Origin of the sequence: uncultured Microbacterium sp., assembly GCF_963528945.1 — a bacterium.
Taxonomy (GTDB): Bacteria; Actinomycetota; Actinomycetes; order Actinomycetales; family Microbacteriaceae; genus Microbacterium.
Genome location: NZ_CAURWX010000001.1, coordinates 71,876 through 94,657, shown reverse-complemented (window position 1 = coordinate 94,657; position 22,782 = coordinate 71,876). Strand labels below are relative to the sequence as shown.

At 63.6% G+C, this 22,782-nt stretch carries 12 protein-coding genes; 3 read left to right on the top strand and 9 right to left on the bottom strand.

The window, feature by feature from the left end; genetic code table 11:
* Positions 1–38: 38 nt before the first annotated feature.
* The 3 genes from RWS82_RS00390 to RWS82_RS00380 are packed head-to-tail and all read right to left on the bottom strand — an operon-like array spanning position 39 to position 4,778.
* The gene (locus RWS82_RS00390) at positions 39–2,453 is read right to left on the bottom strand and encodes an AAA family ATPase (RefSeq protein WP_314645684.1); all 2,415 of its coding nucleotides are present in this window, start codon (positions 2,451–2,453) and stop codon (positions 39–41) included.
* Positions 2,446–3,018: a hypothetical protein gene (locus RWS82_RS00385; protein ID WP_314645682.1), complete on the bottom strand. Its 573-nt coding sequence runs from the start codon at positions 3,016–3,018 to the stop codon at positions 2,446–2,448. The genes RWS82_RS00390 and RWS82_RS00385 overlap by 8 nt, the downstream gene beginning before the upstream one ends.
* On the bottom strand, positions 3,018–4,778 hold the full coding sequence (locus tag RWS82_RS00380; protein ID WP_314645681.1) for an SIR2 family protein: 1,761 nt from the start codon (positions 4,776–4,778) through the stop codon (positions 3,018–3,020). The genes RWS82_RS00385 and RWS82_RS00380 overlap by 1 nt, the downstream gene beginning before the upstream one ends.
* Before the next feature lie 459 nt (positions 4,779–5,237).
* Here RWS82_RS00380 and RWS82_RS00375 point away from each other — a divergent pair, with 459 nt between their 5' ends.
* Complete coding sequence (locus RWS82_RS00375; RefSeq protein ID WP_314645680.1) at positions 5,238–6,059, top strand: TIGR02391 family protein; 822 nt, start codon at positions 5,238–5,240, stop codon at positions 6,057–6,059.
* A gap of 84 nt (positions 6,060–6,143) precedes the next feature.
* Here RWS82_RS00375 and RWS82_RS00370 read toward each other — a convergent pair whose 3' ends face one another.
* Both RWS82_RS00370 and RWS82_RS00365 read right to left on the bottom strand, forming a co-directional pair.
* Positions 6,144–7,328, bottom strand: a complete 1,185-nt coding sequence (locus RWS82_RS00370) for a hypothetical protein (RefSeq protein WP_314645679.1) — start codon at positions 7,326–7,328, stop codon at positions 6,144–6,146.
* 188 nt (positions 7,329–7,516) lie between these two features.
* Positions 7,517–8,152, bottom strand: a complete 636-nt coding sequence (locus RWS82_RS00365; RefSeq protein WP_314645678.1) for a hypothetical protein — start codon at positions 8,150–8,152, stop codon at positions 7,517–7,519.
* An 863-nt stretch (positions 8,153–9,015) separates the two neighbouring features.
* Between RWS82_RS00365 and RWS82_RS00360 the strand changes: the two genes are divergently transcribed.
* On the top strand, positions 9,016–9,492 hold the full coding sequence (locus tag RWS82_RS00360; RefSeq protein ID WP_314645677.1) for a hypothetical protein: 477 nt from the start codon (positions 9,016–9,018) through the stop codon (positions 9,490–9,492).
* Positions 9,493–9,561: 69 nt separating this feature from the next.
* Here RWS82_RS00360 and RWS82_RS00355 read toward each other — a convergent pair whose 3' ends face one another.
* Together RWS82_RS00355 and RWS82_RS00350 are read right to left on the bottom strand one after the other, a co-directional pair.
* Entirely contained in the window at positions 9,562–12,969 is a 3,408-nt protein-coding gene (locus tag RWS82_RS00355) for a Swt1 family HEPN domain-containing protein (protein ID WP_314645676.1), read from the bottom strand.
* Between the two features lie 34 nt (positions 12,970–13,003).
* The gene (locus RWS82_RS00350; protein WP_314645674.1) at positions 13,004–15,823 is read right to left on the bottom strand and encodes a DUF1156 domain-containing protein; all 2,820 of its coding nucleotides are present in this window, start codon (positions 15,821–15,823) and stop codon (positions 13,004–13,006) included.
* 160 nt (positions 15,824–15,983) lie between these two features.
* Between RWS82_RS00350 and RWS82_RS00345 the strand changes: the two genes are divergently transcribed.
* Complete coding sequence (locus tag RWS82_RS00345) at positions 15,984–16,355, top strand: hypothetical protein (protein ID WP_314645673.1); 372 nt, start codon at positions 15,984–15,986, stop codon at positions 16,353–16,355.
* Between the two features lie 116 nt (positions 16,356–16,471).
* Here RWS82_RS00345 and RWS82_RS00340 read toward each other — a convergent pair whose 3' ends face one another.
* Together RWS82_RS00340 and RWS82_RS00335 are read right to left on the bottom strand one after the other, a co-directional pair.
* The gene (locus tag RWS82_RS00340) at positions 16,472–19,903 is read right to left on the bottom strand and encodes a helicase-related protein (RefSeq protein ID WP_314645671.1); all 3,432 of its coding nucleotides are present in this window, start codon (positions 19,901–19,903) and stop codon (positions 16,472–16,474) included.
* Between the two features lie 48 nt (positions 19,904–19,951).
* Positions 19,952–22,615: a DEAD/DEAH box helicase gene (locus tag RWS82_RS00335; protein WP_314645670.1), complete on the bottom strand. Its 2,664-nt coding sequence runs from the start codon at positions 22,613–22,615 to the stop codon at positions 19,952–19,954.
* Between the last annotated feature and the right edge of the window lie 167 nt (positions 22,616–22,782).

The window sequence follows — 22,782 nt, the reverse complement described above, 5'->3', positions numbered from 1 at the left end:
TTTCGCTCCGACCTCATCTTCAACCCACGCGGGCCTTCCTAGTTCGCGATCGCGACATCCGGCACCCAGCGGTGGCGGGTAATGCCCTCATCCTCCTCATCGGCGCGCGCGCCCAATTCGATGGTGATGAGTTCATCGCCATCGAAGGCAGGACTGAGCTCAAGCGCCAGGTAATCGAATAGCTCACGTTCATGGACCGCGATGATGATCTGTCTCCCGTTCTGTTTCGCAAGGAGACGAATGAGCGCCGCGAACTGCGCGACGTGAACCTCATCCATCGCCTGGACAGGATCGTCGAAGACCAGGCAAGGGACGACGGGGTCGACAGCGAGATGCAGAGCAAGAAACAGCGACAACGCCGCAGTGTTCAGGTTTCCAGCCGACAACATCATCTGAGGTGGCCCACCAGCTTCACCGTTACGGTGCGTGGTCTGCAGATTGATGTCGAACGTCTTCTTCGTTGCGCTCGGAACGCCGAAGCTCGGGATGAACCCTTCATTGGGAGCGAGTCTGGTGAACACCGCCTTCCAAACGTCGTTGAGAGACTCAGTGAATACGCGGTGGACGATATTGGCTCGCGCCTTGGTAGCAGCCTCGAGAACATCCTTGGCAATCGTCTGGCGACGCTTCACTTCGCCAACGCGCTCGTCCCATTGCGTCTTCTTTTCAGCGACGACCGCCAGATTGTCGACGGCGGCAGACTCGCTCTTGAGCGCATCCTCAAGGCGACCGGCAGCAGTGCTTGCCTTCTGGTTCCTGTTGGCTTCGTCGGCAAGCCTGGCGACGTTAGCTGCCGAGATCTCTAGAAGACTAAGGACGACAGACGACAGCGATTCAGCTGTCGGTTCTACCGTATGCCCGAGTTGACCCGCGATCCGGATGAGCGCCTCGCTTGCGTAAGCCTCATCTGAGAGAGCCGATTCCTGCTCTTCTAGCGAATGCTGTAGATCGCGAACGGCGCGGGCGAGACCTGCGCCCGACGAAATCTCGGCCTCGATTCCAGCCGCTTCACCCCCGAGACGAACAAGAGTGGCGTAGCGCTCTTCTACCTCCAGCCGCCGAGCATCGGGCAGCCGCCTGGTCGTCAACTGAGCGTGCTCTGTTTCAAGCCGAGACACTTGCGCCGCGAGCTCGTCCCGTTCGCTTCGCAAGGCAACAAGTTGCTCCCCATGGCTGGCGATCTCCGCCAGTTTTGCGTCTATATGAGCAAGAAGGCTGTCCGCACCGGTCTCGACGAAGTCGCGATCGCAGACGGGACAGGTATTACTCGCGCCCACTACGTTTCGGACCGCGGCCAGGCCCTCAACCAGAGCGCTCGAATGGTCGCGCGCTTCACTGAGCCGCTTCTGCACGGTCTCAAGCTCTACGCGGCGGGCGCGAAGCTGCTCCTCGATCGACTCCAGCCGGCCCAGCACCTCGGAGGCGGTGTCGAGTTCTTTGCGCACCAGCGCCGTTGCTCTCTCAACGGCAGCGCTCGAACCGGTCCTCAGTTCGACGCCAGCTGCCCGAGCTCCTTCTTCCCACTTCTGGACTCGCTCGCCGGCACCGGCATTCCAGTCGTCCTTGGCACGGACTGCTGCGCGCAGCGCCTCCCTAGCTTCCTCAAGTCGTCGCGAAGAAGGCCGCTCGACCTGCGCCGAGATGCGTCCTCTCAGTGTGAGAAGTTCTTGATGAAGATCATCTGCAACTGCTGCCTCGGTCGCGTTGCGATCATCTGCCATCACAGCGCCAACGTGCTCGACCAGGTCGATCTCAGACGCGTTCGCCAACGGTTCGTGGTCGCCGACCCCGATGGCCTCGAGAGTGGCAAGCCGCGCGGACGCAACTTCCTTCCGGATACCCACCAATCGTGTGGTCTGTTCGCGGAGCTCTGCAGCAGCCGCCTTGGCTTCTCGATCAGCTTCGTCTGCGCCCATGGCGAGTTTCTTGAGCAACCTAAAATCACCAGCATCGCTCAGCCCATTGCGAAGGGCGTCCAGCTGCTCAAGCCCGAGAAGCTCGTTTACGAACTTCTCGAGCGCGGTCTGCTCGTTGCCCTCCCGGGCCTGATACAGCTCGAGGAGACGCCCTAGCGACGATTGATCGAGATAGCACCGCTCGCTATAGAACGCTGCGGCTGCGCCATCTAGCGCAGGGTCCCCCTCCAGTCGATCGCCGTTCACGGTCAGCGGCGCGCGAAGGGCGGTCCCGGCAATATACTCGGCGACATCGACGCGGACAGTCGCGTAGTTGTGACCGAGGTGTGGGAGATGCGCCCGGTAGCGATCCGATTGTCGCGCCATGCTCCGAATTTCGCCGGTCAATGCCAGTTCCAACGCGGAAAGGACGCTTGTCTTTCCTGCACCATTCGACCCGTGGATAAGAACGATAGGCGCGTCGAAGGGCAGTTCACGAGTGCCTTCAATCCGTCGAAAGTCCGAGACCATTAGGCGGCGGATAGGAACCTCAGTCATCGCCGTTCCAACCTTCCTCTTGCCAGCCGGCCCCCTCATTCGCATATCTACGCAGAACTTCCCGAACCGCGTCTGCCCCGCCAGACGCGGCTCGAACCAGCGCGATCCGATCTGAGGTCGCTTTCAGCGGGCCAAGCACAGCCATCACCTCGTTGATCGGGTCGCTTCCATGCAAGAGTTCGGTTGGGGTCAGGTTTAGAGGCAGCAGAACTGCGAGCGCGTCGGTGATCTCCTGCGTGCTCGGCGTCGGCGTGACGATAGGAAGAACCCGCGCGTACCGCTCGAGCTCGGACCGATTCGTAGCGGCGATATTTCCTAGGAGGACGAGACTCACCGGCCGGCGGGACTCTGCTAAATCAAGCGAACGCGCTAGTCCTGCAACGAGGCGCTGGAGCCTTCGGCCAGGAACATCATCAGTCGCCACCAGCACGAGGTCATGCGATGTCTTCGTGCCGCGCGCGGCGGCCTCGAAGTCGAACTCGGTCCCTACGACGGTGAGGGGCTTCGGGAGCCGCTCGAATCCTGCCCTCTCCAATACGGAGACGACATCCTGAACGCTGCTCATCAGAACCCACCCGCTAATTTGAATGCTTCATACAGTTCGTCGAGAGAGGCCGTGTCCGCCACATTAGACGCCACGCTGAACCGACCAGCGCTCGCTTTGCCAACACGACCAAAACGAGACCTCGGCGACCGGGCTTGAGACGGAGGGACCTCATCCGCCACAACAATCAGGACGTCACCACCGCTGTCATCGAACGAGTCCTCAAGTTCTAACTGCGTCAAGACGATGGCATCCTTCACAAAGAACAAGCGGGCGTTTCGCTGAGCAGTGACCAAGCGCACGACGCCGTCGGCCGCCTCCGCGCCACGCCCGGGGGCTGCAGCCCATTCGCCAGACGAAAGGCCGCGACCAATCAGCGCTAGCGCCACCCCGAGTCGCCCGAATTCTATCGCCGGGTAGTCCGCGTTCTGAACCGCCTGTGTCGCGGGGCGGTCCGAAAGCGGGTCGTATCGAAGGCGTTCGCCGGACGGGAATCGTCCCGAGCGAAACACCGTCATGGCGAAGCTGACGACGTCAAGCACGCGGGCGATAAAGCCGCGTTGAAGGTCCAGCACGTCTGAGTACGCAAGCTCTGTAGATCCGTCAGGGTCCGCCTGTAACGCTACGGAGTCGCGGAGCTTGCGAAGGTGTTCTTGCAATTCGAGTACCGCCGGATCCCCCAGCATCTCCCCTAGCCCATGGTGCATCAGGAAGTTGAGTTTCTCGGTCAATGAGGAAAGCACCAGGGCCAGCAGGACAGGCTTGCCATAGGCACCCAAGAGTGCGGAGGCTTTGATATCGCTCGAGTTACCCTGGTGGGTCGTGCCATATGTAGTTCGCAGGGCACTCTGGTGATACGTCTCTACGCGTTCTTCGCTGAGCACAATGGCGGGTGGCGACGTCGGCCACGATCGCGGCAAGTCCTGAGCCGCGGCAGCGAATATCGTCTGCAGATTTCCGTCCTGCGCGGACAGCCCAATCATCAGCGTTGACTGGATTGCGAAGAGGGACTCCAGCTGCTTCTTCATCAGCCGATTCTGCGGCTGCTCGGTCCACGCGGAAATCTGAGAATGCCGGGCTACGAGTGAGTCACGGTACTCGCCCTCGTTGTCGCGTGCACGCACTGCGCAGCCATGAACCTTGATCAGATCTATCCGCCGACCGGCGATGCGGAAATCGTCCGGCTTGACAGCAACTCGAACGAGCGATTCGGACATCGGGTTTAGTTCGCTAAGCGCCTGCTCCAACAGACCATCCCAGTTCGCCGTGACCGCTGCGCTCACGAGCCCCTCAAGCATGAGGAGCGCGATGCAGTAATGCTCGACATCGGGCTCGAGGTCGGGCGACCCGTAGGTGTTCGACACGTCAATCCCGGTCCACACTAGGTAGTCCTCTGGGTTGTCGTCGCCCACGGGCACATCAAGTACTCGCGAGTAGTTGGGCACGAGCGCGGGAATGATCCGATCCTTCAGCAACCGCTCCTCGAACGGCACCGAGTAGTCGACCGTCCGCAGTTCTTCATTGCTCAGCCCAGCGAGTCGAAGTACATCCTCGAGAGCGTTACGGAACTCCCCCTCGGCCGCTTCCCTGACAGTGCTCGCTCGCAGATGCTCAAGGACCCGGGTGAGGAGATCTCCCAGGTTCGGAACCCGCTCCCGCGATATACCCGAACCCAGCCAAAGCGCATATTGCCCTTCGTTGAAGGCGTTCTCAAACGTGGAAAACGATGTGCCGAACCTCTCAAGGACTGCGCGAACGGTCCTCGCAGAACCACTTGTCATCGGATCCCCTCCAGCGCGACATCACTGCTAGTTCTGCACACTATCGCGCCGCGGACCATAGACGTACAGGCGTGACAGGTTGCCGCGCGAGCCGACGTTGCCAATGAAAGCTGAATCCGCAGCCACTTCGCCTGCCGGCTCTTGCTTGTCGGCGCCGTCCCAGACCTCGAACTCCCCCGTCGCCGGTCCCGTCCCGCTCGCCGACACCGTTCGAACCGTTCTGTCCGTTTCCACTCGACCTCCCACCCGCGCTCAGTCCAGCAGGGCCGACGGTGCCATTCATGCGCCAGCGCATCCGCATGACACTTCAACGGCCGTCCCACGAGGTCTCGTTCGGCTCACTCTCTCCCAGGTCCCATCGGCGGCGCTGCGCAAAGTCCCATCGAAGCGCGACACTATAAGTTGAGCCGCGGCGTCCGTACCGCGTGTTCCTGAGTCAAACGCAGAGAGGGGCCGGTCGTGGTAGACGCCGATAGTCGGGGTGGGGACGACCTCAGAATCTTGCTCGCCGGGATCGACGTATCGGTGTCCGCGCTGCAGAGAATGCAGCCTGCAGAAGTGGGCATGCTACTCGTGTCCGGCTTCAGCACGAGTGACCAGCGCGAGTTCTCGATCCCCAACATTCGCGCTCATGCCGACGCAAGCGCGTATGAGTTGGAACGAAGCGCCGGTCGGCGACGCCGCCCAAAGGAGTACGACGAGTTAGATCTACCACAGGTACTCGCTGACGCATGTGCCTGGCTCATCGCGCGAGGACTCATCGGCCCCGCGTCGGAGAACAGCGGAAGCGGCGGCGAGTTCCGCCTTACAACCGAAGGGCTCGCCGCCGCTCGCGAAGGAAGTGGGGCGCACGTTGAAGCAGCAATGCGTTTGCATGCTGACCTCCATCCCGCCCTTTCGGAGGCCCGCCTTAATTTCGAACGAGGCAGCTATCAGACCGCGGTGTTCGAAGCCACTCGCCAGGTGGAAGTACGCGTGCGAGACCTATCGGGGCTTGGTGCAGACACCTACGGCGTCCAGCTCATGCACACGGCTTTTAACCCCGACAACGGCCCGCTGACCACCGGCGAGGTCGCAGCCGAGAAGAAGGCGATCGCGTCACTCTTCGCCGGAACGATCGGAGCGTTTAAGAACGCGTCCGGTCACCGCGTTGTGCACTTTGAAGACCCCAGTGAGGCGGCCGACATCATTCACCTTGCCGACCTCCTCCTCCGCATCGTGGAGCGGGCGGCTGGCGAAACGAAGAAAGATAACGGCCCGACCGAGCGCCGATCTGATTGAACTCGAAGCCCGGACTGCAGCCCCACGCATCGTGCCTATCATCGAACTCAGAACGCTGATCCCCTGTCCTTGGCGCGAGGACAATCAGACGTGATCGAGGCTCTGCACAAGAGTGGCGAGCTTGGTGTGCAACTGCATCGCAACATTAAGCCTGCGCACCGACTGTCTCAGTAGTCCGATAGTCCGTCGTTCACCAACCACGTGATCGGCGTAGCCCGCGGCAGTACACAGGTACATGAGATCGGTGAGGTCGTTCTCCTCCCAGCGTGCGCCAGCGAGCATCTTGTCGACCATCACCGAGCGAAAGAGAGTGATCGCGGGGGCGCCGAGGCTCATCTGGTCCCAAGCACCTGCGAACCACTCCGTCGCTTGAGTAGAAGTCGCGCCGATCTGTGCCGCAGCGGTGGCTATCTCCTTGGTCACGTCTGCGGCGGCGAACAGCCGTGCTGCCTTGCGGCGATCACTCTTGCTGCGTTGTCGTTCTCCGTCCAGCCAAGAGGAGAACCGCTGCACACGTGCCAACCATCCGGCGAGGGAGCCGCGCGGCGTCGGCTCACGGTCCAGAAGGCACCCTACGTAGACGGTGTTCGACAGGGTCGACAGGTAGCCGAACTTCCACGCCTCGGGGAGATCGTCGGGCAAGGATACCCGCTCGTCATCTGCTCGGATACTCGGGTCCAGCGCGGCGTACGGCTCGAGCGTGATCACGGGGGCCGGTGGCGCGATGTCGATTCCCGCGAGTGCAGCGAGGCGTTGTCGGAATTCGCCCGCTCGCACTTCCAGCGCATCTCGCATCTGCCAGCCACGACTCCCAGCGAGTATCGTCCGTGACAATTCCGCACGCCCGACATCATTTGACCAGGCGCCGGTTTCCGACAGATGAGCGGACGACAACGGCAGGATGACCTCGCCCGCTTCGGCCATCCTGAGCAGTCGCACTGCCGCGAGACGCTCGGAGTCCGAAACACGCTGAGGTGCGAAGAGCGACTTACTCAGAGTGCTCCAGTGGTTCTGGTCCAGGTACACGACTGGGCGACCACGAGTCGGCGAAGGGTCCCTCGCAGTTCCGAGCTCACACTCGAAGCCGTGGCCATCGCGAAACTTGAAGATCAGACGACGATGCCAGGGGCGATACTCGACCACCGAGAACAGCTCAAGCATGACTGCGAGATCGGTGGGATCCGCCTCGGCAACGACACGACCGTCCGAGAACTTGACAGCGATTAGCCCGTCGTCTCGCCACTGGATCGCGTGAATGCGGATGGACACGAGATCATTTTCCCGCATGGCGGGGTCGCGCTTCGCGGCTTCAGATCCAGCCCGGCCAGGAGTCATCGATGAGCGCTCGCGTCCAAGGAGATGTCGTCCGTCGTGCCCGATCTGGTCATCTAGCCGCCATCAAGCCATGCGGCAGAACACCGAGGATCGAAGACAGCGTCGCGAGCACTAGGCTGTCGTCATCGCCACCGCGCACCTTCGAGTATCTGCTCAATGGGACGCGGGTCGGCACCCCGTAGTAGCCACTGAATGGGCGTCTGCAGCTCACTGCGATAGATCAGGCTGTCTTTCGGCGTAGTCATGAATCCCTCGACACTCGCGGGGTGCCAGTCTTCGAGGAGCCACGTCACGACACGCGCGAGATGCGGCAGAAGCCCGTCATCGGTTCGGTCTGTGAACTGCCATCTCGGGTAAATGGTCACACCGGATGCGTCGAACGCGTAGAGTGCGCCCGCCCGTTGGCGCGCTCGGAACTCGTCGAGTTCCAGCCCTAATCGCGCCGCGGCCGCTCGCTCACCATACGAGCGCGCGATGGTTCCGAGACGTGTGCGGTTCTCATCCTCACGCAGTTCGCCGCGCGCCACCCGTTGCTCGGTCTGAACGAACTGCTCCGCCGTGAAAGCGCCGGACTCCACGAGATACGCACGCTGTTCCATCGACAGGCCGGGGCTCGGCGGACGCATGCACCGTGACAGGTGGGTGGCCTCGCGCTGGAGCGTTTCCAAGATCTCCGGGTCGCACTCGCTCACGTCGATCGATTCGAGCAGCTCTTCGACAGCGGCATCCAGAGTCAATGGTCGCATCAGATCCGACATCCGGTCCTCCTGTCTGAGACGCGAGCCGATACTGTGATCGTACGCCGCGAAGCGGTTAGCTACACCCGGTGACGGGATTCTGGCGGGTCAGCAGGTCTCACCGAGGAGAACGTCCTCGACCACCGCCCGATCACACCTCAACGTCCGGCGAATCGGGCACGATAAGACCCCGTACCCCGAGCATCGGCGCGAGGCTCGGCTCGCTTCAACGTCTGTCCCGTTGCCGACGATATGGACAGTTATCCGGACTACTCAACAAGCTCAAGCCGTGGCTCGACACCACGGTGCGCGCAGACAAGACGCCGGCGCCTCGCCTCGACACCTACTGGCTGTAGTTCCGCCAGGAGAAGGCTCGTACGGCCGGCGAGCACACGGGTTCCGAGTTCGGAGGCAGCCGTGAGCCATCGACCAATCGCGCATGTATCGAGGCACTGGCGTTCCGCCCGAATGCACCGAGCGGGCTCTACCTGATCCCTGAACCCGCAGCGAACGCGAACTCATCCGCCATCCGAAGCCGCACCGTGTGAACGCGTCTGCTGTGGTCGTCGTGCATCAGCTTCCCCTCGCGAGGAGCTTCAGCGACGAACGAGGATCCGTATCTCGAGGCCCGCCTCGAGGCATCGCCGGGAGTCTGACCGGTTGCAACGGGCACGACGACATCGCCATGCCCTTACGTGACCGGCCAGAGCTTCAGCGGCAAACATTTCGCTGGGGCCATTGAACTCTGACAGAGGCAGTTGGAGTCGTTGGCTGACCGCAGTGGGCCGCCGTGGCACCTGCCTTCGGCGGCCATGTCCTGCCCGATGCTCAGTACCGCCGCACACGCAGGCCCCCGGAGCCATAACCTGCGCCCATACTGGTGAATGATGTCTGGTCACCTGGTCGCGATCCTTCACAGTCTCCCGGTCGGCACCGGCGCGCGCACGCTAAGTCGCATCGAGATCGCTCGCGAGGCTCTCGGCTGCACCTCCGCAAGCGTCGCAAATCTCTACGCCGCGCCGCTGCCGAACAGCAATCTCCTCAATCTCTCCGGGATGGAGGCAGCGTGGCAAGCGGGTCGCGACGAGATCGCTCGCGAACTGTATCGTGCTGACACGACGGATGTACTCCTCGGGTACGGCGTCCAACTGCCCACAGGCGATCAGAGAGTCGTGTTTCAAGCCCAGCTCCGCTGGCTGACCGAACAACTCGGTGAGCGTCAACATCGTGTCTGGACGTTCGGGGGGCGGCCGACCCACCCCTCACGCTGGCACCGCGTTGCTCGGCGCGAAGCCGCAGAGAGCACCGTGGCCGATAGCGCCACGGCGCTTCTCACGCGGTCGACGATCGGCGCGGCGTAGCGGACCGGGAGTCCGCATGCGGCCAGGTCTTGCTCGCGCCCAGGCTGTGACTGCTCAAACCCGCCAGCCCTACTCCTTCTCGAACTCGTTCGTCGTGAACTTCAGTGTCGTGCCGTTCTCCCGGATGGTGCGGATCTGCTGCTCCGAGAAGCCCTGAGGCAACACCGCGTCGATCGAGATGGACAGCTCAACCTTTGCGCCGTAGGCCACCAGGTTTGCGATCACCTCGTTCGCGATCTTCGAGAAGTCGGCGGCGTAGCGCTCGGCGCTGATCTTCGAGCTCGCGACATACCTCGTGGTCAACCGGATCGGCGCGGGTGCTGGCTGCACCGGGGGAACCGTGGGCACAACTTCCGGGCCAGGATCAGGCACCGGCACGACTACCGCCGTAGGCGCTGTCGCCGCGCGCTGCGTCTCCGCCGCGAGTGGCTTCACGATCAACGAGGAGTCGGTAATCGGTCCACGCCCCGGCTCGCCAGGCAACCATAGTCCGCCATACTTCTGGGCCTCGGCGTCGTAGCTCTCGGCGATCGCAAAGCCCTCGCTCTGCCACAGCAGCGGCTGGTTGTCGATGGCCTCGACGAGAACCTGGCGGTCCCGCAGCCTCGGCATGTAGGGGTACTGCGCGTACAGGCCCCACAGCGCGCCAACGCTGACGTACCCGGCCTCCCACGCGGCAGGCACGAGGTGATCCAATGCATGACGGATAGAGCGCGCAGCATGCTGGGTGCTGTAGACGCCCTCGCCGCCGAGCTTCTTCGCCGCCCGCTCGCTCAGCGACGATGTCGAACCATCGGTTTTCAGCTCATCGATCTCGAACGGCTGAGAAGGGTCGCTCGCGACGGGATGCAGCAACCATTGGTAGGTCAGCTGCAACCGATCATCCAAGGTGCGGCCGTATTGTTCGCGCTTCTCTTTTGCCTGGGCTAATTGCTGAGGCGTCAGGTTGAGGTCGTTCGCCTTGGTCACGATCTCGAGCCACGCCAGGTACGAACGGGTCGCCTGCTCTAGCTCAGCCAGACGGTCCTCGTCGGGGGCGAGATAGACAACCATGTTGCGATTCGCCCTGTGGGCTGTGCCGCGGCGCTCGGTTGCCTGCTTGGCGAACTCGTAGGCCGCCGACTTCGACTTGCGCTTGTGCGCGAAGCGAGGGTGCAAGATCGCTAGGCGGGCCTGGTCCAGGTCGGGGATGTCAGCCGAATCACTGGGCCCCACGTGCACGCCGGCGAAATCACTGCGCACCCGCTCCTCGGAGCGCAAGCGACGGACGATCTCGGCATAGACGTCTTCAATGTGCAGGCTTTCGGCGCTGTCCTTCGCCCGTCGCGTGATGTTGGCCTCAGTGTCGTACCAGTGCTTACCCGAGCTCGAGTAGTAGTAAGTGGTCCGGTCCGCGAGCTGCGTCAGCGCCGAGTGGAAGTTGCCGACCGTATCGCCCGGCACGGCGGTGCCGATGAACACGCGCTGGGTGTCGATACCCTTGTGAGCCGTGCCGATGGTCGGCGCGGCTCCGAAGAAGACAGTGCGCGCGAGGCGCTTGGTCACAGAGCGTTGCCCGTAGACAGGCTTCTCGTTGTCGATCCGCGCGGGCTCGGAGTTCACGCCGTCGACGTCGGCATCGATCACGGCCTTCCACGAGTCCTGCAGGTACTGAGTCAGCTCCGCGTTGACGGCCGCGACCGAGAGGGGCACGGAGCTAGGCATGATGAGCGGCCCCTGGTCTTCGCCGGCCCACAGCGCGTGGATCACCGAGTTCATAAGTCGCAGCACGCCGCGAGTGCGCTGGAAGCGTTCGAGGGACGACCAATCTTCGTACAGCCGATCGAAGAGTTCCGGATGCAGCGGGTATGTCTGCGCGATCCGCTTGGCGTACCGCGGGTCGCGCGCCTCCTTCGGAAACTCACCAGCGTTGGCTGAGTAAAAGTCGCTGAAGGCTTTCGCCGTGGCGGAGATCTGCGCGAGCGCCTGCGCGTCTTCCGACTCAAAGAGACGCTGCTTGACGATACGGTAGGCCTCGTCGCTCGAAGCGGGCCGCCACTGGTCGGCGACGCGCCGCACGACGTTCTGCAAGCGCTTGAGCGCTTCCATGCCGTTCGAGCCGCCGACCTCTTCGGCGGCGCCCGGGACATCCTTGCTGTCGTCAGCATCGTGGGAAGCCGGGATGGAGATAGCGAGCAGCACTCCAGGAGTCGACTTCGCCGCTTCCGTGAGGGACTGGGCAAACGTGAACTGCGTGTCGAAGGTGCCGCCTGCGAGGTCTTCGCGACCGTACAATTGGCGGGCGTAGGCGACCCACTCATCCACGAGGATCACTGCGGGAGCGTAGGTCTGAAGCACCGTGTGGAGCGCGGCGCCTGGGTTGGTGTGCTTCTCGTCGTGCTCCTTCACGATGCTGTAAGCCTCAGCACCGCCAAGCTGCCAGGCAAGCTCCCCCCAGAGCGTGTTCACGCGCGTGCCGTCGGGCTTCGTCTCGCCTTCGGGTGCGATATGGTTGCCGACCAGCGCGACACGAGACGCCTTGATGCCGTCACCGGGGTAGGAATTCTCGGTCAGGAGCTCTTGCGTCTCTTGAGGGAAGCTCCCAAGGGGCAGCCCTCCTGCAAGATGCCAGAGGGCGAGCATCGAGTGGGACTTGCCGCCACCAAAGTTCGTCTGGAGATTGATGACCGGCGACGCGTTCGAGTCACCGGAGAGGCGACGGACGGCACGCCCGATAAGGTCGCGAAGTCCTTCGGTTAGGTAGGTGCGAGCGAAGAACTGTGCCGGGTTCGCGTATTCGGCACTGGTGCTCGCGGGATCCCGAGCCACCTTGTACAGGTCGGCAGCGAACTCGCTTGACTGGAAATTCCCGGTCGCGACCTCGTCACGAGGCTTCAGCACCTGGCGCCACGGGGCGGTGCCAGCAGCGCCGGGCACCACGTTGGAGTTCTTCAGCGCCCGCTGGTCCTGTTTGCCGGTTGCGATGCGGCGGAGGTCAAGCCGTATGGCGTCGACCTTCTCTGCGGCGTACGTCTGGCCGATCGCCGCGAGCAACAAGCGCGCGTCGTCGAGCGCGCGAAGTGCCGTGTCGTCGTCGAAGCTCTTGTTGTGCGCCCAGTCATTGCGCGTCTCGCGCAGGAGGCTGACGTATGCCTGGGCCGGGCGCGACATCACGCCGTCGAAGGGGTACCAGCCCGGCTTCACTCGATTGGTGATGCGCTCCGTGAGCATGCGCAGCTGTACCTGGGGATCCTCACGGCTGTACTCCTTGCCCGTGATGCCCTTGGCCTCGTCGGCGAGCTGCACGACCTTGGCCCAGTCGTGCTCGCCGATTTCGGGTGCGAGCGTACGGGTAATAAAGTCATCCAACGCCTCGGCCAGGATCTCGAACATCCGGCCGATGCGATCACGATTCGATGCCATGAATTTGCCTCCGGCGATCACACTACGGGGTTCGACCGACATCGCCAGCCGTGTCTCCTGCGCGATGACATACAACAGCTCGCCCTTCGACTCGCGACTAGCGCACCGCTCAGAGCGAGTCGAAATCGAGCTCCTGACGAGTCTCCAACGGTGCCGTCTCGCGACCACGGTCAATCAGATCGCCCCACGAGGTCGCGATGCTGTTGAAGGAGATGGCGTCTTTCGTCCAGCCGTTCTTCTCGGCCACCTGGAATAGCAGGTAGGCCAGCTCCTTCACGAGGTCGAGGTCTATCGCACCGTCAGGTCGGCGGCTCGCGTCGTGCAGGAACGCGCCCGCAGCCGGGATACCCTTTGACTCCTGGATGCGGATCGTGTGTTGAAGCGCCTCCCATGCCGACGTGTGCTGGTCAGCGATCACGTCGTAGCCGTCCGACAGGTCGGTCGGCTGGTACAGCTTCACTTTGCCCGCGCGGGCACTCAGGATGCCGCCGCGCTCCATCGCCGAGACCGCCGTTGCGCGCGCTCGTGCCAGGTTCTCGGCATCGCCGAACGCACCCGCCTCGTAGCCATTGCTGCGATACCAGGCGATGGCGAAACGGGTGGTCGGATCGAAGTCGCCCTCCTGCTCAGTCAGCAACTCATCTAACACCTCGTTGATTCGCGCGAGCGCCGAACGCACCGACATCTCCGAGCCGTCAGACTCGATGACCTTCGAGTATCGGGAGAACACTGCCATTCCAGGGCCGATGGCCGACTGCGGTAGGTCGACAGGCGCGATCCCGCCCTGCTGCAACTCTCGCAGGGCCGGGCCAAGTTCGCGCTTCATCGCCGCGATGAAACCACGCCGGTCGGCCACAGTCGCGTTTTGGGGGCGAGGGCGGAGAGCAAGCACTACGGAGGAAGCAAGCGAGTTCATCCCCGACGCCATCATCCGGTTGCCGAGTTCAGACCGCACTGGCCACGTTGCGGTGACCGCCCACCCCGCTCGGACCATGCTCCCGAGAATCGTCTCCCAACCCGTTGACGCTTCACCAAGCTCGTCGCGCTCCGCCTGCTTGAACGCGTAGTACACCGTGATCGGGTAGTCCTGCGCAGCAGAACCGCGTGCGCGCTCGAAGACCTGCTCGAAGCCGCTCTCGAAGAAGTCCCGCGCCGGCTGAGCACCACCGTGACGATAGGTGTTGGCAACGAGCTCTTCCGCTTTGGGAACGAGCATCGTGCCCAGGAGAGTTGGGTGGATGCTCTGAAGCGAACGCCGAAGCCAGACGTAGAAGAAGTCCGAGAGATCCGAGTATCCGATGTTGTCGTAGTACGGAGGGTCGGTAGATACAACAACGTTCGCATACGACCTTGACGAAGCATCAGCCTGTTCCGCGAACCCCTCTCGAACGGCAGGCAGTCGCTCAAGGGCCTTGGCGAGATTCCCGAGGCTAACTTCAAACGATCCAGCAGCTCTGCCGAACGGCGGGGCCTCCCCAAAGTCCCAAACCATTGCAATTGCCTGGCGGCCGAACAAATTGCGAATCTGCTCTTTCGTGTTCTCCCAACGGGTGAGCGCATTGGCAATGTCCGTAAGTCGGCTAACGCCCATCCCTAGGTAAGTCGCCACTGCGTCGGCATAGGCAACGGCTCCTGAGCCCCCAAGTTCGAGCCCCTCGTCGCCATCCAATCCCGCGCGCCTCGCATCAGCAAGCGCGCGTTCACGGGCTTCGAGCACGAGGTCGCTAAGCGTCGTTAGAGCCGTCAACTGTCTATTCGTGAACAGCTTTCGGAACTCATCTAGTCCGTAAATCGGCGCCTTGATGTCCCGCGGATAGTGGCCGAGCGTTCCGGCGGGCACATCGACCGGTGCTGGCACGTTCGCCGCTGTCTCCTGCTCATCGCTCGGAGGAAAGAACCGGCGAACTCGCGCGACCTCGGCAACTGTCGCAACCAGCCGCGTACCGAGTCCGCGAGATTGCCCTTCATTGCGGATGTGAGCCAAGGGAAAGGATGATCCGCACGCCACGCAGACGCCGCCAGTACGCCCGACGGTCCCATCGCTAAGGTTCATGGTGGCTCGTGCTGGGTCGTGCGCAAGCTCAAACTCGACGCGACCGTCGACTACCCGAGGGATCGCGAAGGTCTCCTTACCCTTGCGCTTGCTCAGCCACCACGAGCTGAGCAACGGCGTCTCGATGCCACAAGCGGGGTTCGGGCAGGTCACAGTACGCGCCCAAATCCATGCGATGACCGGCGCTTCACCGCCGCCAGGCAGTGTCACCTTCGGGTAAAGATGCCCGATACGCTTCTCCGCTTCGTCGCGCATCCATTCGCCATATCTGCGCACGTCCTCTGCGAGTCCCGTGGCAGTCGGCCAGTCCGTGCGCGTGCCCGCTGCGCCGGGAAATACCGGCTCGCGGCCGGCGAACTTCGGCGGGATCTCGATGAGTGCCTTGTTGATGAGAACCGCGACGGGATTGAGGTCGCTCGCGTGGGCCTCCAATCCGAGTCGCTGCGCCTCCAGTGGGATCGTGCCGCCGCCAGCGAAGGGATCGAGGATCGCGGGCGGGTTGCCGTTCGTGGACCTCACGATCTCGGCGCGCACGGCGTCGAACAGGGCTTCGTCACCCAGGTTGTCCCAATTGACCATGCGCGTGATGAGGTCGAACAGGCGCTCACGCTCTTGCTTGATGCGGTGGCCGGCCCAGCCCTCGGGGTCTTCGTAGCCCTTCTCTCGGGCCTCGGCGAGGAACTCGTCTTCACGCGCCGACGGGTCATCGACGAGCTGCGCGAACAGCACCGCCCGCGCCGTGGCCAGCGGTCGCCGAGCCCACCACAGGTGCAAGGTGCTTGGATGGCCGTGACGTATCGACTTCTCGCGCGCCGACTGCTTATTAATTTCGTCGAGCGGGATCGAGACCTCGATCAGCTTGCGCTTGACTGCCACTGGGTTCCTCTCGGGTGCGCTCTCGCGCCTGGTAACTGCGACTTCGAGCCTACCTGCGAGCTCGGCCACGAGCAGAGGCGTCGGCGTTCGCCAAGAGAGCCAACGAGAATAGGCGTAGCGCAGGAGCACCAGCGCGATCCTCGAAGAGGACGAACGCCGCATGACGGTAGTCCAGTTCCGCCACATATGTTTGAAGCTTGCAGAGGTCTACCCGCAGACTCTCTTCGCTCAGCGCAGACGCAAGCTTGGCCTCAACAACCAGGCTGTTGTTCCGATTCGCACCGCGCTCGTGCACGATGATGTCAGGGAACACTCCGCTACGGCGGAACTCCTGCTCCATGTCAAAGCTCTGACAACTGCGTCGGAGCCTCTTGACACGATCCTCGGCACCTGGGGTGCCGACCCTGTTGTACTCGCAGTCGACACTACGCAGGTAGTCGGCAGGCAGGAGCTCCTGCTCCAGATAAAGCGCCAGTCGATGGCAGAGAGCTCGTTCGCTCGCTTGGTGTTCGAGCAACACTCCGTCCTGTGAAACGAAGGTCCTGCCTGCACGCAAGAGCGCGCCAACCTCCTCGGAGTCGGAGCCTGAGTCTTCGGTGACCTCAACGAAGCCCTGAGCGCGGAGAAAGCCCGTCGCGCCCCCATACATCAGAACGGCTTCCCGCCGCGCGCCCACCAGTCATCCCACGACAGGTTCTGCGAGACGACATCGAAGTCGGTGAGCCAGCCGGGCTCGACCCCACTGAAAGCGTCACCGATGTAACGCACCTCGTCGTGGGATCGACCGTCGGGACTCACGCGCACGAGAGCAAGCCGGTGGTCTGGCGCACTGTTGAGCGCCGTGAGTACCTCGGTGCGGGTGATCGTGAAGGTGTCGGCGCCAGCGATACGTGCTTTCACTTCGATACGGATGCTCGGCTCTCCCCCGCGCTGCGACAAGACATCGAACCCCGGGTTGTTGTGCGCCTGCTCTTCGGGAACTCGACCGAGCTCACGTTCCGCCGCGAGGACGGCATCCACTCCCCGCCGCTCGACCGCACTCCGTGCCGCGAGGTCGATCGTTGCCGCGGCGGGCCCGGCCGGCTCGCTAGGCACCACGAGAGCGATCGCCGTCACACGCGGCGGTACAGCCTTCATTTCGAGCTGCTTGTCGATCAATGAGAGCCGGTGCGTGCGCCGAGTCGCGAGCTCCTCCGCACGGCGACGCAGCGTCTCGGAAGAATGGCGCACACGCTTGCCTGCCGCAGCGTCAGCATCGGCCTTCATTGCCTCGAGGTCCAGGCGGTTCACCTCGCGCTTCAAGCGCGCATCGACACGATCCCTCACCCGGGTGTACTCGATCGCGCGCAGCGTCGTGACGTCCTTGGCGTACGCCGGCAGCTGGTCAGAAATGACCCACGACACCGCGTCCTTCTCGCGCTGCGCGAGCCAGGGAAGATTCGCGCCGGCGCTGGCGCTGTCATCGGCGGGGGCGGGGGCGAAGTCAAGGTAAGGAGCCGTACCGGCCTCGCTAGTGCGGCCCGTCGGGTCGACGAAGGCGTATCCGAAGCGCTTGTTCACGGTCTCGCCCGTGCCGTCCCTGACCTCGTTCAACACCCCGACGAGGAGCGTCGGCTCGGTCACGACGTCAGACGTGAGCACGGTGCCCCGGTCGAGCGCCGAGCCGTACCGCTCAATCGCGAGCTTCATCACCGCGTCATGCAACGGATGTCCGGGGGCGATCAGCTCCGCGCGCGGTGTCCCCGCAACCTCAAGCTTCGCGACGTCAAACGCGACACGTTCGTACTTGCGTGAGATGGGCGCGCGCCCAGCTGCCTCCCGCACGACTGCGGGAACGTGGGTGATCTCGAAGCGACCGAGTTCTCTGCGTTCCAGCCGCCCACCGACTCGCGAAAACGCCTCGCGGAAAGCATCTCGAATGAAGTGGGGTTGCAGGCGCCGCGCTTTGGCGTCCTCCATCTGCCGGCGCAGCGACTCGAGGTCGCTCGCTGCCAGTGTCTCGGTAGCCAACGCCTCCTCATCGAGCAGTTCTTGGAGGCCGTCGCTCACGCTCTTGTCGATGACCTCCCACATCCGCGCGCGCACGTCAGCCTGCTCGCCGTAGCGGATCGCCTCGCGCATTACGCGGGATAGGTTCAGCTCGCCGAGCGACGTGCCGAGCACGTTGAAGATCTCACCGCCGTACGCAGCGCGCTGCTCTTCGATCTTGTCGAGCAGGCGGCGGTAAACTTCGCCCTCTCGGGTGTCTTCGGCGACGAGGTTCCACAGCCGGCAGACCTCCGTCTGGCCGATGCGGTGGATGCGGCCGAAGCGCTGCTCGATGCGATTGGGGTTCCACGGCAGGTCATAGTTGACCATGAGGTGGGCCGCTTGAAGATTGAGGCCTTCGCCGGCAGCGTCGGTCGCGAGCAGGATCTGCACCTCAGGATTCGAGGTGAACTCGGCAGTGATGCGCCGGCGTTCGTAGCGAGGAACGGCCCCGTGGATGGATACGACCGCGTCAGCATTGCCGATGAGCTGGGCGATGCGGCGTTCCAGATAGTTGAGCGTGTCGCGGTGCTCAGTGAAGACGATCAGCTTGCGCGGCGATCCGTCGCGCTGTTCGAGCAGCTCGCTCGTGATGACGCCTTCGAGTTCGCGCCACTTCACATCCTGCCCGCTGGTGTGGACCAAGCGAGCGATCTCGATTAGCTCTCGCAAGTCGGCGATTTCGGCCTCGAGCTCTGCGGCGGTGAGCGCGGCGGTGGCCGCGTCGACAAGCGTTTCCTCGGCGGTCTCGAGCTCTGCGGCATCCAGCTCGTCGATATCGGGATCGTCGCCCAGGAGCGCTGACGGAGCGTCGATGGCGAGAACGCTTGTGACCCCATTGAGCAGGTCCGCGCGGACGCGACTAAGGCGATCAGCGCGGCGACGCAGAGACTGGTGGATGGCCTCAGGGCTCGAGGCCAGACGTCGCTGCAGCACCGTGAGCGCGAAGCCAACCGTGTTCTTGCGCTTGCCGTCGAGGCGGTCGGCGCGATTCATGCCGGTGCGGACGTACTCGGTGACCTCTTCGTAGAGATGCTGTTCCTGCGGCGACAGTCGGTAGGCGACAGTCTCGGCGATCCGCTCGGGGAAGAGCGGGCGGCCGTCGAACGTCACCAGCTTCTCCTTCACCATCCGGCGCATAAGGCCGTCAGTCGTGCCCGACTGCGCGCGCTTTTCGCCGGGGCCGGCGAACCGGTCACGGTCGAGCAGCGACATGAAGGTCTGGAAGTCCTCCTCCTTGCCGTTGTGAGGAGTCGCGGTCATGAGCAGGAAGTGACGGGCCCGTTCGCTAAGGAGCTCACCGAGCTGGAATCGTTTGGACGCTTTCAGCTCGCCAGTGAACCAGGTGGCACTCATCCGGTGTGCCTCGTCCACGATGACGAGGTCGAACTCCGATTGGTTCAGCTGATCGAGGAGCACCTCATTGCGAGCAAGCTGATCCATGCGAGCGATGAGCAACGGCTTCTGCTCGAAGACGGTCTTGCCCGGCACAGTGTCTTCTGCGCCCGGGGCAAGGATGTCGAACTCAAGGCCGAACTTCATCGAAAGTTCGTCCTGCCACTGTTCGACGAGACCGCCCGGCGCGACGACCAGGCACGACCGGACGTCGTCACGGAGGATGAGCTCCTTAATGTATAGCCCGGCCATGATCGTCTTACCCGCCCCAGGGTCATCCGCCAGCAGGAATCGGAGCGGCGTGCGAGGCAGGAGCTCGCCGTATACCGCGCGGATCTGGTGCGGCAATGGCTGCACATCGCTCGTCGCGACAGCGACCATCGGATCATGCAACGCCGCCATCATGATGCGCTGCGCCTCCGCTGCTAGGCGGAAGTCGCGCGGGTCGGCGTCGAACGGTCTGCCCGATTCCTGGTGACGTGCGATCCTCGCCTCGTCGTCACGGAATAGCACGCGCTGATCGAGCCCGCCGCTGTCGTCGCGGTAGGTTACCTCGACGGCGTTCGCGCCGTGCAACTGCGTAAACAGCACCGTGACAGCAGTACCAGGGACGATGCCGGTCAGCCGCATGCTCGGCGTGATCTCTTCGAGACGCATGTGTTCCTTCCGTATGGGGACGACTGACTGTACTCACAACCACCGAGGTCAGGACGACTGATCCTGCACCGCAGGCACAGGCGTTTCTTGCAGACCGGGGAACAGGCGTCGGCGTTCAGCATCGACGACGTCACGTACCAGCTCAGCCTCCGACACGTCCAATGCCTCCGGTGCCGCGTCAGCGGTCTCGCTGAGAGCCGCGAACTCTTCGAAGAGAGCAGTCTTCGTCGCCAGGATGTCCCAGATCCGGCGATCGACCCCGTCTTCCGACAGCAGCCGGTGCACCTGCACCGACTGCAGTTGCCCCATGCGACGGGCGCGCGCGATCGCCTGCCATTCGCTCGTCGGCTTCAGCTGCGGCTCACAGATCACCACGACCGACGCCGCCTGGATGTTCAAGCCGACGCCGCCTGCGGCGATCTGGGCGACAAGCACGGCGCCGTCACGCGCGGCAGAGAACTCGTCGACGATCTGCTGGCGCTTGGCGGCCGGGACCCGGCCCGTGATCGGGCCGAAGACACGCCCAGGAAGTGCTGCCTTGGCTTCGTCGAGTACACGCAGGAAATTCGAGAAGACAATCACCTTGCGGCCGTTCTCCTCTGCCTCGGCCACGATCTCGGCAAGGTGCTGGAGCTTCTCCGACTCCCTGCGGTCGAGCGCGGCCGCCTGGCGCATGGCCTGGAAATTCCCGTCGTACACAGCCTCTCGATATGCGCGTTCGTCGGCGCTCGACATAGGCAGCCACTCTTCGATCTGGACCAGCTCGGGGAGCTCGGTGAGCACGTCCTCTTGACTGCGACGCAGGTACGCGGGCGCGACTTGCTGGCGGAACAGGCGAGGCCGCAAGCCGGAGACATCGACGACCAGATCGGGACGGACATACTCGACGAGCGTCTTGAATTCGCCAATCCGATTCTCAAGAGGCGTGCCGGTCAGCAGGATGGCGCGAGGAGTCGCCGTGATCAACTCCGCACTCCGGCGGGCACGCTGAGCCGCAAAGTTCTTGATGTAGTGCGCCTCGTCGAACACCACGCAGGCGATGTCAGCGTTGCCCTCGAGCTCGGGGAGAAGCCAGCCGAGTGACTCGTATGTCGTAACAGCCACGCCGCCGCCGGTTCGCCACGATCGCAGGGCCGCTACGCGTCCCGGCCCATGAAGGCGGTGGGCGCGCAGCGAGGATTTGGACTGCACCTCTCGCATCCAGTTGGTGACGACCGCGGCCGGGCAGACGACGAGCCCGTGGTGCGAGCCTTTCGCGCGCAGGTGTGCGAGCACCGCGATCGCCTCTACCGTCTTGCCGAGGCCCATCTCGTCGCCGATGATCACTTTCCGCTGAACGAGGGCGAAGCGAGCCGCGAAGCTCTGGTATCCACGCAGCGACGCCGTCAGGTGAGTGCCATCGAGCTCGAGCTTGCGAATTGCGGCAATGATCTCCTCGGGGAGTCCGCCGGTAACAGCGTCCTCATCCTCAACAAGGAAACCGAGTTCCTGGAGCATCACGAAGTAGTCGGCCGGACGTGCCAGGAAGTCCTGCCATGCGTCGTGCGGCGCGCTCGCAGCGCCGCCTACTGAGAGCGACCGAGCGCGAGTGATCACCGAGTTCGCCGCGGGCAGAAGCTCAGAGGCGGCCGCGTCGGCCCCACCGATCACGAGGTGCGACGGCTGAGCAGTCAACGCCTCTGCGAGTCCGCGCAGCGCATCGGCCGATTCAAGGTCGTGCCGGGCGTTCTTCAGCGTGCGCGCTGCGTCCCAGGCCGACAACGCTTTCACGAGGGCGTACGTCTCCGGCCGCGGTGACTTCACATCGATCCGCGCAGGCATCTCGTCGTAGGCCGCCTGCCAGAGCGTCTGAGCGGCGCCGCGGATCCTCTGAGCCGTCACGTCACCGATGCCAGGGAGCTGTGTGATCCGAGCGGCTTGGCGGAGCACGTCACCGACCGTACGCATGCCTGCGGCCTCGAGCGGCGAGGTCCGGATGCGGTCGCGGGTGGCGTCTCTGAGGCGATCGATCGGCATCTCGGCGATGACGCGCTCTGTCTCCGCGTGACGCAGCGCAGTTCCGGCATCCATCGCGGACTGCCGAAACTGTCCTTCGGCGACCAGAGCGTGACGGATCGTCTCCAACGCCCAAGGCAACTCGCGAAGGCTCTCGGCAGGGACAAGCATCGGGTCGGAAATACCCAGCAGGGAGTCGAGACCAATCGTCGGCTCAACTGCGCGCGCCGCGTCGAATGGCAGAGCGGGCGCGGTGCGATCGTCGACGCGGCGTAACAGAGCCGCGATGCGCGGGTCGAGGCTCCAGTCGCGGATCTGCGTGAGGTAGCCCGCAGCCTTCTCCGCCGCCTGCTTCGAATCTCGACTGCTGAACATCCGGCGCAAACCGAACAGGGCCCGCACATCGCGGAGGGCGGTGGTCACTGGCTGAGCGAGCGTGTTCAGCGCGTCTTGCTCGGCACTCGACACGTCGGGAAGTCGCAATGAGTGTGCGAGAGCGGTGAAGGCGTCGATTGTGGCGGCGCTCATCGGAAGCGTGCGCCAAAGCAAGCGCGAGGCGGAGCGAACGTCGACGGCGCTCTGGCGAATGGTCCGCTTCGCTGTGCCGGCAGCGTCCAGGACAGCGGCACGATGCACGAGCACCTGCGTTGCAGCATCAGCAGCGACCGAAACGTCGTCGACGATCTGCCTGAGCCGTTGCGCTTCTTCTCTGTTCACCTATTCACCCGTGACGTCAGCTGGTGTGATGCATGCTATCGCCTGGGTCGGACATTGACGCGCGACGAGCGAGTGGCTCACCCACGCGCACGGCTCATCTGCGGCATTGTGCCCCGTGCAACGGAAATCGGTCGCCCCCCCATTGGCCGGCCCAGGCTTCTGAGCCT

Bases quoted from the DNA above. Each gene is read 5' to 3' on its own strand.
- RWS82_RS00340 (WP_314645671.1), bottom strand. From the start codon at position 19,903: ATGCGTCTCGAAGAGATCACGCCGAGCATGCGGCTGACCGGCATCGTC.
- RWS82_RS00385 (WP_314645682.1), bottom strand. From the start codon at position 3,018: ATGAGCAGCGTTCAGGATGTCGTCTCCGTATTGGAGAGGGCAGGATTC.
- RWS82_RS00345 (WP_314645673.1), top strand. From the start codon at position 15,984: ATGACGGTAGTCCAGTTCCGCCACATATGTTTGAAGCTTGCAGAGGTC.
- RWS82_RS00390 (WP_314645684.1), bottom strand. From the start codon at position 2,453: ATGACTGAGGTTCCTATCCGCCGCCTAATGGTCTCGGACTTTCGACGG.
- RWS82_RS00360 (WP_314645677.1), top strand. From the start codon at position 9,016: ATGATGTCTGGTCACCTGGTCGCGATCCTTCACAGTCTCCCGGTCGGC.
- RWS82_RS00380 (WP_314645681.1), bottom strand. From the start codon at position 4,778: ATGACAAGTGGTTCTGCGAGGACCGTTCGCGCAGTCCTTGAGAGGTTC.
- RWS82_RS00365 (WP_314645678.1), bottom strand. From the start codon at position 8,152: ATGTCGGATCTGATGCGACCATTGACTCTGGATGCCGCTGTCGAAGAG.